Raw genomic sequence first — 13,744 nt, 5'->3', positions numbered from 1 at the left:
TGGCGGTCTCGGGGATACACATCAATCGAAGTTGTCTTCCCCCGGCATTAAGCTGAACTGAATGGATATCGACGCCCGCAAACTGGCCGTTCTGCTGGCCGTCCACCGGGCCGGCGGGGTGCTGGCGGCGGCGGATGTGCTGCATCTGACACCGTCGGCCGTTTCCCAGCAGATCGCCCGCCTGGAGGATGTGGTCGGCGTCACCGTTCTGGACCGTCAGCCCCGCGGAGCCGTCCTCACACAGGCGGGACGGGTGCTCGCCGAAGCCGCGGAACGCATCGAGTCCGAGTTGACCGACGCCCGCAAAGCGCTGGCGGCGCTGCAGGGGGATGTGACGGGCACGGTCGTCATCAGCGCCTTCAAGACGGTGATCCGCATGCTGCTCGTACCGCTGGTGCACCGGCTGCGCGAACAGTTCCCCGGTCTGGAACTGCTGATCCGGGAGATGGACGGCGAGAAGGCCCAGCAGGAGCTGCGATCGGGGGCGGTCGACCTGATCATTCTGGAGGCCGAGAGCCCCCTCGGACACCGGGCCGCGCGCGGCACCCGCGATGTGCCGGTCCTCGAGGAACCATGGGTGGTGATCATGCCCGCGGCGACGCCGCTCCCGGTCAGTACGGCGGATCTGGAGCACCTCACCTGGCTCGGGGTCGACCCGGACGCGGCCGCCCACAGCGCCACCGAACAGGCCCGGCGCGGACTGAAGGCCGCGCCCCCGCTCCACAGCTACTACGACTACGACGTCGCGCTCTCGCTGGTGTCGGGAGGTCTGGGCATAGCGATCGTGCCCGCCCTGGCCGTGCTGGGTGTGCTGCCCGACGGCGTAAAGGCGGTATCCCTGCCCGGCCTGGGGACCCGCCGCCTGATCGCCCGGCACCGCACCACCCGCTCCGAGCCCCGCAAGGAAGTCCTCACCGTCCTCGACGCCATCATCGCGTCCGCCGCCGAGCTCGACACCAACGTGTAGTCAGCCGCCGAAGGACCACAAAAGGGCGATGACGCCGCCGAACCCAACGACACCGAGGCCGGTTCCGACGACCGCGGCCCACAGACGCCCGACCCCGCGGCGGGCATGGTGCACACCCATGGCCCCGAGCGCGATGGCGAGCGCCCCCGCGATGACCGTCCACGGAAGGGCGACGAGCACGAGCGTGGGCACCCACGCGCCCACGACGGAGAACACGCCCAGAACAAGCGCGATGGGGCCCAGCGCGACGGCGGGCGAGTCACTTTGGCCGGACACGGTCGACTCGGACATGACCTGCTCCCCTGCGGGATGGGTTCCCGCTCCGTACTGATCGTACCGACGGGAGTACGGCTGACCGATGGGGGCCCGAATGAGCGAGGCAGTGGCCCCCTCGGCTTCCAGCGGGAACGATGCCCGGAGGGGTGCGGTGCCGCATCCAGTTCCAGGAGCATCACCCTGTAACAATCCCACACACAATGGTCACCAGTCACCCACACCTGGGCACCATATGCGCATGCAAGACAACGCAGCGTCCCGGTTGGCTCCGCCGTCACCTCTTCCCAAGCGACGGAATTCTGTCTTCAGGCTGTACGACGCGCCCCTCTACCGTGATTGGGCGTTTTGGAACACTGCCGGATGGGGCCTGATCGCCGGCATCTCCATCCCGACCACCCCGCCTACCGAACCGACCCCCCTGTCCCTCTGGTTGGACACCCTGCTCGCCATCGTCATCTTCGTCGCCGTCCTGGGGGTCATCCCCGCCTGGCTCCGGTTGGTCATCAGGCGCTGGCGGTGGAGCAGACACCAGCAGTCACCTCGATACGACGTCCCGGCATCGCCAGCCCGTACTGCCCAAGAGACCGTCGCCGCACCGCCTCTTGGGCCGCCGCCTCCGCAGGCGTCCCCGGGAATGGCATTGGGTTCGGCCACTGCGCCGTCGGCGCGGTCGACAGCCTGCCGCCCGGAGAGCGTCGAGCGGTCCGTGGTGCCCGCTGAGTTACTCGCGGACGCGCGGAACGCATTGCCACATCCCGTTGCTCGCGCCGTCCGCGCGCTTCAGCAGGCGTATACCCCCAAGGAGAAGTACGAGGCACTGCTCGATGCCGCGGAGACCCTCGCCATCACTGTCAGCTTAACCGCGGCGGCGTTACTCCAGGGACGAATCGAAAGTCGATCCGGCAGTGAGGGACACGGGCAGGGACTGGGACAGAACAACCTATCCGCGCTCCGGAAGGCATACCTCGGAAGAGGTGTCATGTTCGGCACATGGACAACGTGGCTCGATAGACTCCGGCCGCTTGCCGCCGACCACCCTGATCTGGTGATCGGGCTTCATCATGCCCTCAAGGACACGCCGGACGACGCCGGAATCGTTGGACACCTCGACGTCTTGCGGGAGGAACGCAATCGAGCCGCTCACGGCAACAAGCCCAAGAGTCAGCCCGAGTCCGCCCTGCGCGTGGCCGAGTGCACGCACCACCTCGAACACGCCCTGGCCAAGGCGCAGTTCCTCAAAAACCTTTCCTGGTTGTTCACGGTGTCGTGTGTCTACCAGCCGAGGCTGAGAACCTTTGACGTCGTCGCGGAAGACGCGATGGGCGACCACCCGGACTTCGAGCGGCGAACGTTCACATGGGATCGCCCCGTCGGCAACGAACTCTTCTATTTGCTGGGACCGGGAGGGCCTGTCTCGCTGTCGCCTTTTGTGGCCAACCTCTTCTGCTCGCAATGTCGGCAGATGGAAGTTTGCTATGCATACAAGGTCGGCAAAGGTGATGGGAGTGCAATATTCAAGAGTTTTGGGCGCGGGCATGAGATTGTCGCTCCCGGAATGGGGGACGAGATCCGTTCGCTTCCCGATCAGGGGTGATCAGGTGACGCAAGACAAGCGCGACGAGTCGTCACGCTCTCTCCGCAGCCGTTCTCAGCTTTTCAGGATTCCGGCGGAGCGGGCGGAGTTGAGCCACAGTGGGAATTCGTGGAGTAGCTGATCGTAGAGGGCGGCGTCGGAGAGGGTTTTCGGTGTTGGTCCGGCGGCGAAGAAGCCGGCGTTGTCGACGACGCGCCGGTTCGGTACCGGCAGGTCGTCGAGTCTGTGCAGGAAGCGGAATTCGTCGTCGCCGAACCCGATGAACTGCCAGAAGATGGGCAGCTTCGCGGCCGTGCACAGCACGTGCTCCGCCGCCGCTTTGGATGTGGGGGAGCCGTCGGTCTGGAAGACGACGAATGCCGGGTCGTCGGCCCCGGATGCCTGGTAGTGGTCGATGACGGCCTGCATGGCGACGTGGTAGTTGGTGCGGCCCATGTGGCCCATCGAGTCGTGCAGGGGGTTGATCCGGTCCTGGTAGGCGTCGAGGCTGATCTCGGCGGTTCCGTCGATGTCCGTGGAGAAGAAGACGACAGGCACGACCCCATCGTCATCGAGGTTCGCCGCGAGGGCGAGTGTCTGCTCCGCCAAGTACTGCACGGATCCGTTGCGGTAGTACTTGCGCATGCTTCCGGAGCGGTCCAGCACCAGGTACACCGCGGCCCGTTGCCCGCCGGCATCGTGTTTGGCCAGGGAGACCGCAGCGGACTTGTAGAGGCTGACCAGCCCCGGGGCCTGAGCGGCGACCTTTTCCAGACTGATCGCGGGAGTCGGCTCCTGGGGACGCTTGCGGTAGTCGATTTTCGGACGTCTGCGGTAATCGATGGCCATAGCGGGTGATTGTCCCTCAACTGATGAAGTACGTCTGGCTCTTGGCGAACCCTCTCAGGGCCGTACCTCGACAACAATCGGCGCTGCGGCTCGCGGACATCGTCGTGTCGGAGCTACGGCGCCCGTACGACGTCGGCGATGACGGTGGTCACCATCTTGCGGACGGCCACGGCGCCCGGGGGCGTGGCTTCGCGGTCGGCGAAGAGCAGGTGTCCGGCCCCGATCACCGTGGGTGCGAGCGCGTCGATGTCGGCGTCGGCCGCGATGCGTCCCCGGTCCCGCTCGGCGGTGAGGTAGGAGGCGATCATGGCGGTGGCTTCCGTCAGGAGCGGCAGGCCGGTCGGTGTGGTCTCGCGGAGGCGGGCGCGTAGCTCGTCGCGCGAGATGACGAGGCTGACGAGGCCCACGGCGACCGATTCGAACAGGGTCGTGAGCGCGTCGGCGAGGTGGTCGGCGACGGTGCCGGTCCCGGCGTAGCCGCGCAGGGCGGCGGACTGGTGGTCGAGCCGGGCGATGCGGTCCCGTACGAGCTCGGCGAGGAAGGCGTCGAAGTCGGCGAAGTGCCGGTGCAGGACGCCCTTCGCGCAGCCCGCCTCCGTGGTGACCGCCCGGCTGGTCAGCGCGCTCGGTCCGTCCCGGAGCAGGACTCGCTCGGCGGCCTGGAACAACTGTTCGCGTACGTCACGCATGGCCACCCCTGTCGGCACCGTGCGTCCCTCCCTCACCTTGCTCGTGGGCCCGCCCGGTTGACGAGTGGGCAAGTGCCCACTCATAGTGGGCGCATGCCCACTTTACCCTCCTCCGGGAACGAGCCCCATCAACATCGGCAGATGGCCGAGTCGTTCGGCTCGGATGCCGAACGCTACGACCAGGCCCGGCCCCGCTACCCCCAGGCCATGGTGGACCGGATCGCCACCGACGGCCCCGGCCCGGACATCCCCGACATCCCCGACATCCCCGATGTCCTCGATGCACCCGGCATCCTCGACGTCGGCTGTGGCACCGGTATCGCGGCCCGGCAGTTCCAGCGGGCCGGCCGTACGGTGCTCGGTGTCGAACCGGACGCGCGGATGGCCGACGTGGCGCGGCGGCTCGGGACGGCGGTCGAGGTCGCGACGTTCGAAGCCTGGGACCCGGCCGGGCGGCACTTCGATGCCGTGATCGCGGGCCAGGCCTGGCACTGGATCGACCCGGTCGCGGGGGCGGCCAAGGCCGCCCGGGTACTGCGGCCCGGCGCCCGACTGGCCGCGTTCTGGAACGTGTTCCAGCTCCCGGCCGATCTGGCGGAAGCCCTCGCCACGGTCTGCCGACGGGTGATGCCCGACGCGCCGTTCGACTTCCGGGCGGTGACGCGGGGCGGCCCGGACGTGTATCAGCCGATCCTCGCCAAGGCCGCCGACGGGATACGGGCGGCGGGCGCGTTCGGCGAACCGGAGCAGTGGCGGTTCGACTGGGAGTGGACCTACACCCGGGACGCCTGGCTCGAGCAGATCCCCACCCAGGGCGCGTTCACCCAGCTCCCTCCGGCCGAACTGGCGGAAGTGCTGGAGGGCGTCGGCGCGGCCATCGACGCGATGGGCGGCGGCTTCACGATGCCGTACACGACGGTGGTGATCACGGCGACCCGAACTGCCCCGGCCTGACCGCCGAGCCCTTGCGGGCGCAGGTGCTGACGAACGGCCGTACAAATCGGCGCGCGTTCAGCGACTGCACAGGACGGGTAGGCATGGCCGAGCCCCCTGGAATTCGCCCGATCGGGAGGGGGCTCTGGCCGTGCTCGGTCAGCAGACCGCGGGCGGGACGCTCTGCTCGTACTGGAAGACGTTGTTGGGGTCGTACTTCGCCTTGATGGTGCGGAGCCGGTCGAAGTTGTTCCCCCAATAGGCGGTTTCCCAGTCCTGCTGTGCGATGTTCGGCACATTGACGTAGGCGCCGTCCACATAGGTCCGCAGGGCCTGGCTGAACTCGGCGATCCAGGCCTGGCACTGCGAGGTGAGCGGGTCGCAGACGCCCGGCTGGTCACTGCGCTCCCCCCAGCCGACTCCGGGTTCGGAGTAGAAGAGCGCGTCGCGGTGCGGGAAGGCGGTGCCGCCGCGGGGGCTCCTCCTGACGTTCCCGCCGAAAGCCTGGACGAAGAAGTTGCTGTCATCCGTCGGGGCGGTTCTGATGAACGAGTCGACGATGTCGATCGCGTCGCTCGGGAACGGCTTTCTGGTGAACTGCGAGTGGAATTTCCAGTTCGCCGGTTCCTGCTCGATCGGAATCTGGAATCCCGCGTATACGTCGCCCCAGTTACCGACCTGCGTAGTGATGTCCGGGCTGTCGATCGACAGGATCGAGGCCAGCAGCTTCTTCGTCTCGTCCGGCGTTCCTTCGGGGAGAACCCCGAACAGGAAGATCTGGTTTCGGTGAATTTCGAGCTGGGTTCCGAGGCGGGCGTCGGTGGTCGGCGCCGTACGCTGATACGCCTCGAAGATGGGGCGAAGGTTGTCGATGCCCTGCCACGTCGCCTGGAGATAGGTGACGCTCTTCAGCGGAGCCAACTTGTAGGTCAGTGACGTGACGATGCCGAAGTTGCCGTTCCCCGCGCCACGGAGCGCCCAGAGCAGATCCGAGTTGTTGTACAGGTCCGCGTGGATCACCTTGGCGCATTCGGTACCCGACGGGACGACGATCTCGGCCCCCACCAGGCTGTCGCAGGCCATGCCGAGCCAGCGGGTGAGGAAGCCGAAACCGCCGCCGAGCGTCGCACCGGACAGGCCTACGCTGCCCTCCGTTCCGGTGGTCACCGCGAAGTTCTGCTCCGCGAGGGTGGTCACCGCTTCCAACTGGTTGAGCCCGGCTCCGACCGTCGCGATACGCGACTTGGTGTCGACGTGAACCGACTTCAGATCGCTGATGTCGATCACGAGCCCGTTGTCCACGTTCGACCAGCCCTCAAGGGCGTGGCGGCCGCTCCGCACCCGCACCGCCACGTCGTTCTGCCGCGCCCACGTCAGGGCGTTGACCACGTCCTGGGTGTTCTGGGCGAAGACGATGACCAGCGGATAGTGGGAGAAGAGCTGGTCCCAGCCGAGGCGCGCGTCCGTGTATCCGGCGTCTTCGGGGCGGACGATCCGGCCGGTCAGCTCCGCGGGCGCGCAATGCGCATCGCTCCCGGACGCCTCGGTCACGGCGCCTGCAGCGGGGGCAGCGGCGGCCGCGGCGCCCGACACGACGACCGCGCCGGCACCGGCGCCCGCCGTCACCCTCAGCAGCCCGCGGCGGGAAAAGTCGTTCATGGTCCGTGTCCTCTCGGCCGTCAGTAGACGCGAATCGGTCCTTTATGGGCGATTTAGGCGAAGTGGACGGTAGCAAGGGCAACCACGGTGGACCGGCTCGACACGCTCGCGACCACGGCCAGATTGATCGAAAGGACCGGCCCCGCGGACGAGGCCCCGTGCCGGTCGGGGCGGTGTGCCGCCGAGAGAGCCGAGCGTTCGACGCGGGTCACGCATTCCGCGGCAACGCGTCCTGCGTACACAAATACCAAGCACCGAGGTATATCGGCGAGGTTGTCCTTTATATGGCATATCCGATATTACGCTGCCGCTGTTGATCAGCGACGTCGAAAGGAATGCCGTGCCTCCCAAGCACAATCATGGCCGTCGGCCGGCCACGAAGTCCGTGCTTCCACGCTTGAAGACCCGTGTCGGCGGACGCCCTGGAACAAGGTCCTGCTCCAGACGTTCCGCAATGCGCGGGGCTGGGACGCCTCGCCCGGCAAGCTCTCCAGGTCCGGGGCGATGGTATTCGCGGCGATCTACAACGCCGAGAGCGCCTGTCAGTACACGTACGGAACCCTGAAGTACCAGCCGTACCTCAACCGGCCGCTGAAGTACGCCGGCACATCGTCGCGGCCGCGTGCGGACGAAGAGGAGCGGCCGATCGACCGCACGGCGTACCGGATGATCTCCCAGCTGTACCCGGGCGATCAGGCCTACATCGACGCCCAGTACAAGGCCCGGACCGGCCGCTCCCCCCACTCCCACGACCCCCTCGACCACCTGGTGGTCGACCGCGTGGTGCGGCAGATCAACAAATCCCGGGCGGGCGACGGTTCGGACAACCCGGATGTCTACCGCGGCGACACCACCACACCCGGAGCCTGGCGGCCGACGGGTGAGGAGGACTGCAAGAAGCCGAGCGACGCGGTGACCCCGAACTGGGGCAAGGTGCGGCCGTTCGTGCTCCGCTCCGGCTCGCAGTTCCGGCCTTCCACCCTGCGCGGCTTCACTTCCTACGCCAAACTGCTGGCCAGCCCGGAGTACGCGCGCCAGCGCGACGAGGTGCGGCGGGTCGGTGGCGCCGACTCCCAGGAGCGCACCTACGACCAGACCGTCATCGGCTGGTTCTGGGACCATGACCTGGACGGCACCTACCACCCCCCGGGGCAACTGCTCGAACTGACCGGGACCCTCGCCAAGAAGTTCAAGCTCGCCAGGTACGAGACCACCCGCTTGTTCGCGCTGTCGGCGCTGTCCTTGGCGGATGCCGGGATCGCGGCCTGGGACAGCAAGTTCGACACCCGGATCAAGCTGTGGCGCCCGGTGTCCGCGATCCGGGCGACAGGCGGCGCGAACGCGAAATGGGAGCCGCTCAGCACGGACCGCTCAGGGGCACCGTTCACCCCGTGCTTCGCCGCCTGGACCTCCGGGCACGCCAACTTCACGGCCGCGTGGGCAAGCACGATGAAGCACTTCTTCGGCCGGGACGACGTCTCGTTCACCGCACGCTCCGAGGACCCGCACACCATCAAGGCGTACCGCCGGATGGACAGCTTCAGCCAGGTCGCCCAGGAGGGCGAGTTCAGCCGCCTCTGGCTGGGCATGCACTTCCGCTGGGACGCCGAGGACGGGAGGGCCATCGGTACCAACGTCGGCGAATGCGTATCCGACAACGCGCTGCTGCCGACACGACCGCACCGCCCGCGAGAGCACTGAAACGACACCCCCGCGCCTGCCGCCCAAGATGAGGTTGCCGCCGCGCTGGACGCGGTACGCGCTACGCGTACCGACCAGTCGGCGGCAGCCTCCCGCGGGCGGGTCAGCGCTGAACATCCCCGCCTTTGCTCACGGACTCCGTCCCATCCGCTCGCACCGGCCCCAGCCGCGGTCGCTTGGCGGTGCGGCCGTCGCCGGAGGAGCGGCCGCGGAGGCGGCGGGTGAGCCAGGGGCCGAGGAAGGCGGCGGTCCAGCGGAGCTCGTCGATGGCGGCGCGCCATCCGGTGGGTGCGGGTGTCACCGGCGGGGGCAGCGGGTGGCTCCAGGTGTCGTCGGTGCCGGGGAGGTCGAGGGTGTGGGCGAGGGCGGCGGCGATGCGCTCGTGGCCGAGGGAGCTGGCGTGGAGGCGATCGGGGCTCCACAGCCGGGGGTCGGTGACGACGGGATAGTGGCCGGTTTCGGCGACCGTGACGCCGTGCCGCCGGGCGGCCTCGCGGATGCGCTCGTTCAGGGCGATCACGCGCGGGGTGAGGGGGCGCGCCAGGGGGCTGATGCGGGCGGGGTCGGGGAAGGTGAGCGTGGCGACGTGGGCGCCTTGCGCGGTGAGCGCGGCGAACATCGCCTCCAGGTGGTGGGCGGTGTGGTCGGCGTCGAAGCGGGGGCGGAGGAGGTCGTTGACCCCGGCGACGACCGTGGCCAGGTCGGGGCGGAGGGCCAGGGCGGGCGCGAGCTGCTCCGCGTGGACCTGCGCGGCGAGGCGGCCCCGTACGGCGAGATTGGCGTACGAGAGGCCGGGGTTGGCGTGGGCGAGGTGCTCGGCGAGGCGGTCGGCGAACCCGCGCAGACCTGTGATGTCGTCCCCGTCGCCCAGGCCCTCGGTCTGGCTGTCGCCCAGCGCGACGTAGCGGCTGTACGCCGCGTCAGTGTCGGCCACGGCTGTGCTGCCTCTCTCGCAGGACGGTGATCGTGCGCTCGCACCAGTCGCGGTTGCCCTGTTCGAGGGCCAGGCCGCGCAGACATGTCAGATACGGGCCGATGCGGTGGCCGTGGCGCAGGAACTCCTCCTCCGTACGGTCACCGCGCATCTTGCGCAGCAGCTTGCCGAACAGCTCGATCTTGGCCTCGGCGAAGGTGGCACGCTCGGTGAGCTGGGCGATCAGGGTCTCCTTGTCGACGTGGTCGGCGGCCTGGACCTTGACGAGCAGATCGTCACGGATGAAGGAGGGCTTGGCGAACGCCGCCGTGAACTCCTCCAGCTCCGCCAGCCCGGCATCGGTCACATGGAACAACCGCTTGGTGGGGCGGGTCTCCTGGACCACCTCCCGGCCCGCGATGAGCCCGTCCCTCTCCAGGCGGGTCAGCTCGGTGTAGAGCTGCTGTGGCTGGGCGTGCCAGAAGTTGGCCACGCCGATGTCGAACGCCTTGGTCAGCTGGTATCCGCTGAGCTCCCCATCGAGCAGTGCCGCCAGCACGGCGTGCCGCAGGGCCATCGGATCGCCTCCTTCATGTCTCCGTGCCTCTGCATGCCTCGTATGCCTCGCATGCCTCTGTCGCCGGACACGCGACCATGATAGTCATGAAAATGACTACTCACATCCATGACTACGAAAGCAGGCGGGTTTGCGATGACCACTGCCGACCGTTTCCGTACCGCCATCGACAACCGGGACCTCCCGGCCCTGGACGACCTGTTCACCGAGGACATCCGCTTCTACAGCCCCGTCAAGTTCACCCCCTTCGAGGGCAAGCCGATGGTGCTGGGCCTCTTCGGAGTCCTGCTGCGCACCTTCCAGGGCTTCCGCTACATCGGCGACCACACCGGCGCCGCGCAGACCAGCACCGACGGCACGTCCGCCCAGTCGGCGGTGCTGCTCTTCCGTACCCGGGTGGCCGACAAGGAGATCCACGGCATCGACCTGCTGCACTTCGCCGACGACGGCCGCATCAAGGAGTTCACCGTCATGGTCCGCCCCCAGTCCGCCGTCCACGCCCTGGGCGAAGCGGTCCTCGCGGGCCTGGTCGAAGACGGCCTCGTACCGGCACCGGCGCCCTCCGGCCAGTAGCCGCGCGTGACGTGCGGAACCGGGAGCCCGTCCCGCCGTGGGTGAAGAAGGCCAGGTACGCGCGCCGAGCGGGCCGACGAGGCCGGTCCGGTCGGCCCGCCGAAATTGCCGCATGTAGTAGTAACAACTATGGTTACGACTAGCGCCGAGGGATGGGGGAGGTGGAGTCCGACGTGAGTGCCAACAGCAGGCTGACCATCGCGGCGCACGCCCTGACATGGATCGGGCTGTATCAGCGGCGTGGCCATGAGGTCGCCACCTCCGAGCAGATAGCGACGAGCGTCAACACCAACCCGGTGGTTATCCGCCGCCTGCTGGCCAAGCTGAGCAAGGCCGGTCTGGCCGATTCGCGGCGGGGAGCGGGGGCGGGCTGGATGCTCGCGCGGGACCTGGCGGCGATCACCCTGCTCGACGTCTACCAGGCGATCGAGCCGGGACCGGTCTTCGCCCTGCATCGCGGGACCCCGGACCCCGAGTGCGTCGTGGGCCACGGCATCGGGCCGGCGATGACCGCCGTGTACGACGATGTGGAGGCCGCCCTGCGCGGGGAGCTGGCCAAGACCACGCTGGAGGACGTGCTGCGGGACGTCTTGAAAGCCGCCTGACCTCGGACCGTCGACTTCCCCTGATCGGGGGGATCGCATTTCGCGCCCATCGATGTAACCAAAATGGTTACATCAAGAAATTGGAGATCTCATGGGACAGCTGGACAACAAGACCGCCCTCGTCACCGGCGCCTCCAGCGGCATCGGCCTGGCGATCGCCCGCCGTTTCGCCGACGAGGGCGCGACCGTCTACCTGACCGGGCGCCGCAAGGCCGCACTGGACGCCGCCGTCGCGCAGGTCGGCGCCCGAGGCATCGCCATCCAGGGCGATGCCTCGGACCTCGGCGACCTCGACCGGCTCTTCGCCGAGATCGCGAACCGCAGCGGCCGCCTGGACATCGTGGTGGCCAACGCAGGGGTCGGGGACTACGGCCCGCTCGGCGCGATCACCGAGGAGGAGTACGACCGCACTACCTCGATCAATCTCAAGGGCACGGTCTTCACCGTCCAAAAGGCGCTGCCGCTGCTGACGACCGACGCCTCGGTGATGCTGCTTTCCTCCAGCGCTGCCCTGCGGGCCGCCCCGGGCCTGGGCATCTACGCCGCCACCAAGGCCGCGATCCGCAGCCTCGCCCGCACCTGGGCCGCGGAACTGGCCGGCCGAGGAATCCGCGTCAACACCCTCACCCCCGGCCCTGTCGAGACCCCGGGCGGGGACGAGCTCCGCGCCGCCTTCCCGCACGGCGATCGGCCCACCACGGCCGAGCCCGCCCCACCGACCCCGCTCGGCCGCGCCGGCCATCCCGACGAGGTCGCCGCCACCGCCCTCTACCTGGCCGGCGACCAAAGCACTTTCACCACCGGCGCGGAACTGTTCGTCGACGGCGGCGTCACACAGCTCTAGGCGCCAAGCCGGCGACGCGGGGCGCACTCGCCGCTCCCGGGCGTCCGAGCCGCGTACCAGGTCGTCTTCCTCGCCGGTGACGACGAGAGCGCCAAGGCACACACCCATACGAACGAAAAGACAAAGGACAAGGGCGATGGCAACAGATACTCAGACCTAACGGACCGTGGCCGAGACGTTCGTGGAGCGCCTCGGCAGGCAGGACCCCGACGGCATCCAGGAACTGTTCGCCGAGGAGATCGACTGGCACGTCCCCGGCAGCGACGCGCTGCCCTGGACCGGCCGCCGAACCCGCCGGGAGGAGGTCGCGCCGTACTTCACCACGATGTGGCCGCACTTCGCGCCCGGCAGGAGCAAGGTCGTGCCGGAGCGCGTCATCGTCGACGGTGGTGACGTGGTACTGCTCGCGGTCTGGACGCACACCGTCGTGGCCACCGGGAAGGAGTTCACCACATCGGCGGCCACGCACCTGACCGTCGAGGACAACCGGATCGTCCGCATGCACCTGTACGAGGACACGCTGACCGTCGAGAAGGCGTTCAACGCCGGCTGAGTGGAGAGTGCTCATGCGCCCCGTGGCCCAGAGCACACGGCGGCCAGGACCTCGCGTTCACACCACGGTCGGCGGAGTTCAGTGCCGGGCGGTGCCGGGGTCGGCGTCGGTCGCCGTAAGGTGCCTCAGCTTGGCCTCATCCGCACTGCCGGGCACGGCGGTCAAGATCACGATCTTGAACTCGGAATCGCCGTCGGTCAGGACATCGCAGTCCACGTCGACGGGGCCGGCCTTGGGATGCTCGACCGTCTTGCGGTCCTCGCGGTGTGCGGCCACCGTGCCGCTCGCCCACAGCCGGGCGAATGTCGGACTGCCCGTGGTGAGCACCCGGATCAGTTCCGCCAGGCGTGCGTCATGGGGGAAGCGGCCGGTGGCGCGGCGCAGGTCGGACACGATGGCTAGATCCGAGTCGTCGCTGTCCCGCGTGATAACCGGCCACGCGGTGATGCGTACGGGGTCGGAGCCGATCGGGAACCTCTCGCGGGCGAAGTTGCGCAGTGCCGGTGGTGACGCCGACGGGTCGCCGAGAAGCGCCGCCCACTCGGCGTTCCACCAGATCATCTGCCAGTCCGCGGCGAATACGGCGACCGCGACGTCTCCGAGACGACGCAGTACGCGGTGGACGCCCGGCGGGATGCGATCCGGGATCCGATCGTCATTGGGAGGGGCCAGCCCGGCCATGCGGTAGAGGTGGTCACGCTCGGCGGCGGTCAGGCGCAGGGCGCGCGTCAGGGACGCGACGACCTGGGCCGAGGGTGCCGTGGCCCGCCCCTGCTCCAGGCGCACCACATAGTCGACGGAGACACCGGCGCGTTCGGCGAGTTCCTCACGGCGCAGCCCGGGCGCGCGGCGTGCCCGGCCCGTCGGCAGCCCCACGGCGGATGGAGACAGCCGCTCCCGCCAGGCGCGGATCGTCGCGCCCAGTCCGACTCCCTCTTTCGTCGCCATACCGGCCATCCTGCCCCTTCCCCTCCCCATTCTGGTACCGCCGTTCCTACGGTCGAAGCGTCCCTGGTACGGCCCCGGCGCCGC

The 13,744-nt window shown here is 68.6% G+C and carries 15 protein-coding genes; 8 read left to right on the top strand and 7 right to left on the bottom strand.

What is annotated here, in order from left to right:
• Window positions 1-61: 61 nt before the first annotated feature.
• Entirely contained in the window at window positions 62-967 is a 906-nt protein-coding gene (locus LIV37_RS19620; RefSeq protein ID WP_020868852.1) for a LysR family transcriptional regulator, read from the top strand.
• Here LIV37_RS19620 and LIV37_RS19615 read toward each other — a convergent pair whose 3' ends face one another.
• Window positions 968-1,258, bottom strand: a complete 291-nt coding sequence (locus tag LIV37_RS19615) for a hypothetical protein (protein WP_020868851.1) — start codon at window positions 1,256-1,258, stop codon at window positions 968-970.
• 223 nt (window positions 1,259-1,481) lie between these two features.
• Here LIV37_RS19615 and LIV37_RS19610 point away from each other — a divergent pair, with 223 nt between their 5' ends.
• A complete protein-coding gene (locus LIV37_RS19610; RefSeq protein WP_148717824.1) occupies window positions 1,482-2,837 on the top strand; it encodes a hypothetical protein in 1,356 nt (451 codons plus the stop codon).
• 54 nt (window positions 2,838-2,891) lie between these two features.
• Here LIV37_RS19610 and LIV37_RS19605 read toward each other — a convergent pair whose 3' ends face one another.
• Window positions 2,892-3,665: a vWA domain-containing protein gene (locus tag LIV37_RS19605; protein ID WP_020868848.1), complete on the bottom strand. Its 774-nt coding sequence runs from the start codon at window positions 3,663-3,665 to the stop codon at window positions 2,892-2,894.
• A gap of 113 nt (window positions 3,666-3,778) precedes the next feature.
• Entirely contained in the window at window positions 3,779-4,372 is a 594-nt protein-coding gene (locus LIV37_RS19600; RefSeq protein WP_121824743.1) for a TetR/AcrR family transcriptional regulator, read from the bottom strand.
• A 123-nt stretch (window positions 4,373-4,495) separates the two neighbouring features.
• Between LIV37_RS19600 and LIV37_RS19595 the strand changes: the two genes are divergently transcribed.
• On the top strand, window positions 4,496-5,308 hold the full coding sequence (locus tag LIV37_RS19595; RefSeq protein WP_020868846.1) for a class I SAM-dependent methyltransferase: 813 nt from the start codon (window positions 4,496-4,498) through the stop codon (window positions 5,306-5,308).
• Window positions 5,309-5,446: 138 nt separating this feature from the next.
• Here LIV37_RS19595 and LIV37_RS19590 read toward each other — a convergent pair whose 3' ends face one another.
• The gene (locus LIV37_RS19590; RefSeq protein ID WP_020868845.1) at window positions 5,447-6,946 is read right to left on the bottom strand and encodes an FAD-binding oxidoreductase; all 1,500 of its coding nucleotides are present in this window, start codon (window positions 6,944-6,946) and stop codon (window positions 5,447-5,449) included.
• A 504-nt stretch (window positions 6,947-7,450) separates the two neighbouring features.
• Here LIV37_RS19590 and LIV37_RS19585 point away from each other — a divergent pair.
• Window positions 7,451-8,647 carry a vanadium-dependent haloperoxidase gene (locus LIV37_RS19585; protein ID WP_020868844.1) on the top strand — a complete coding sequence of 399 codons (1,197 nt, stop codon included), beginning with the start codon at window positions 7,451-7,453 and terminating at the stop codon, window positions 8,645-8,647.
• A 103-nt stretch (window positions 8,648-8,750) separates the two neighbouring features.
• Here the strand turns inward: LIV37_RS19585 and LIV37_RS19580 are convergent, their stop codons facing one another.
• Complete coding sequence (locus LIV37_RS19580; RefSeq protein ID WP_020868843.1) at window positions 8,751-9,581, bottom strand: SGNH/GDSL hydrolase family protein; 831 nt, start codon at window positions 9,579-9,581, stop codon at window positions 8,751-8,753.
• Window positions 9,568-10,137 (bottom strand): PadR family transcriptional regulator, encoded by a 570-nt coding sequence (locus LIV37_RS19575; protein WP_020868842.1) that lies wholly within the window; start codon window positions 10,135-10,137, stop codon window positions 9,568-9,570. The genes LIV37_RS19580 and LIV37_RS19575 overlap by 14 nt, the downstream gene beginning before the upstream one ends.
• Before the next feature lie 135 nt (window positions 10,138-10,272).
• Here LIV37_RS19575 and LIV37_RS19570 point away from each other — a divergent pair, with 135 nt between their 5' ends.
• The 4 genes from LIV37_RS19570 to LIV37_RS19555 all read left to right on the top strand — a co-directional run bounded on the left by LIV37_RS19570 (window position 10,273) and on the right by LIV37_RS19555 (window position 12,712).
• Window positions 10,273-10,710, top strand: a complete 438-nt coding sequence (locus LIV37_RS19570) for a nuclear transport factor 2 family protein (protein ID WP_020868840.1) — start codon at window positions 10,273-10,275, stop codon at window positions 10,708-10,710.
• 173 nt (window positions 10,711-10,883) lie between these two features.
• A complete protein-coding gene (locus LIV37_RS19565; protein ID WP_121825373.1) occupies window positions 10,884-11,315 on the top strand; it encodes an Rrf2 family transcriptional regulator in 432 nt (143 codons plus the stop codon).
• 91 nt (window positions 11,316-11,406) lie between these two features.
• Complete coding sequence (locus tag LIV37_RS19560) at window positions 11,407-12,159, top strand: SDR family NAD(P)-dependent oxidoreductase (RefSeq protein WP_020868838.1); 753 nt, start codon at window positions 11,407-11,409, stop codon at window positions 12,157-12,159.
• Between the two features lie 166 nt (window positions 12,160-12,325).
• Window positions 12,326-12,712, top strand: coding sequence for a nuclear transport factor 2 family protein (locus tag LIV37_RS19555; protein WP_020868837.1), 387 nt, complete (start codon window positions 12,326-12,328; stop codon window positions 12,710-12,712).
• A 78-nt stretch (window positions 12,713-12,790) separates the two neighbouring features.
• Here the strand turns inward: LIV37_RS19555 and LIV37_RS19550 are convergent, their stop codons facing one another.
• On the bottom strand, window positions 12,791-13,669 hold the full coding sequence (locus LIV37_RS19550) for a helix-turn-helix transcriptional regulator (protein WP_121824744.1): 879 nt from the start codon (window positions 13,667-13,669) through the stop codon (window positions 12,791-12,793).
• Window positions 13,670-13,744: the final 75 nt, after the last annotated feature.

It is taken from the genome of Streptomyces rapamycinicus NRRL 5491, from assembly GCF_024298965.1.
Taxonomy (GTDB): Bacteria; Actinomycetota; Actinomycetes; order Streptomycetales; family Streptomycetaceae; genus Streptomyces; species Streptomyces rapamycinicus.
This window is presented reverse-complemented; position numbering and strand designations above follow the sequence as displayed.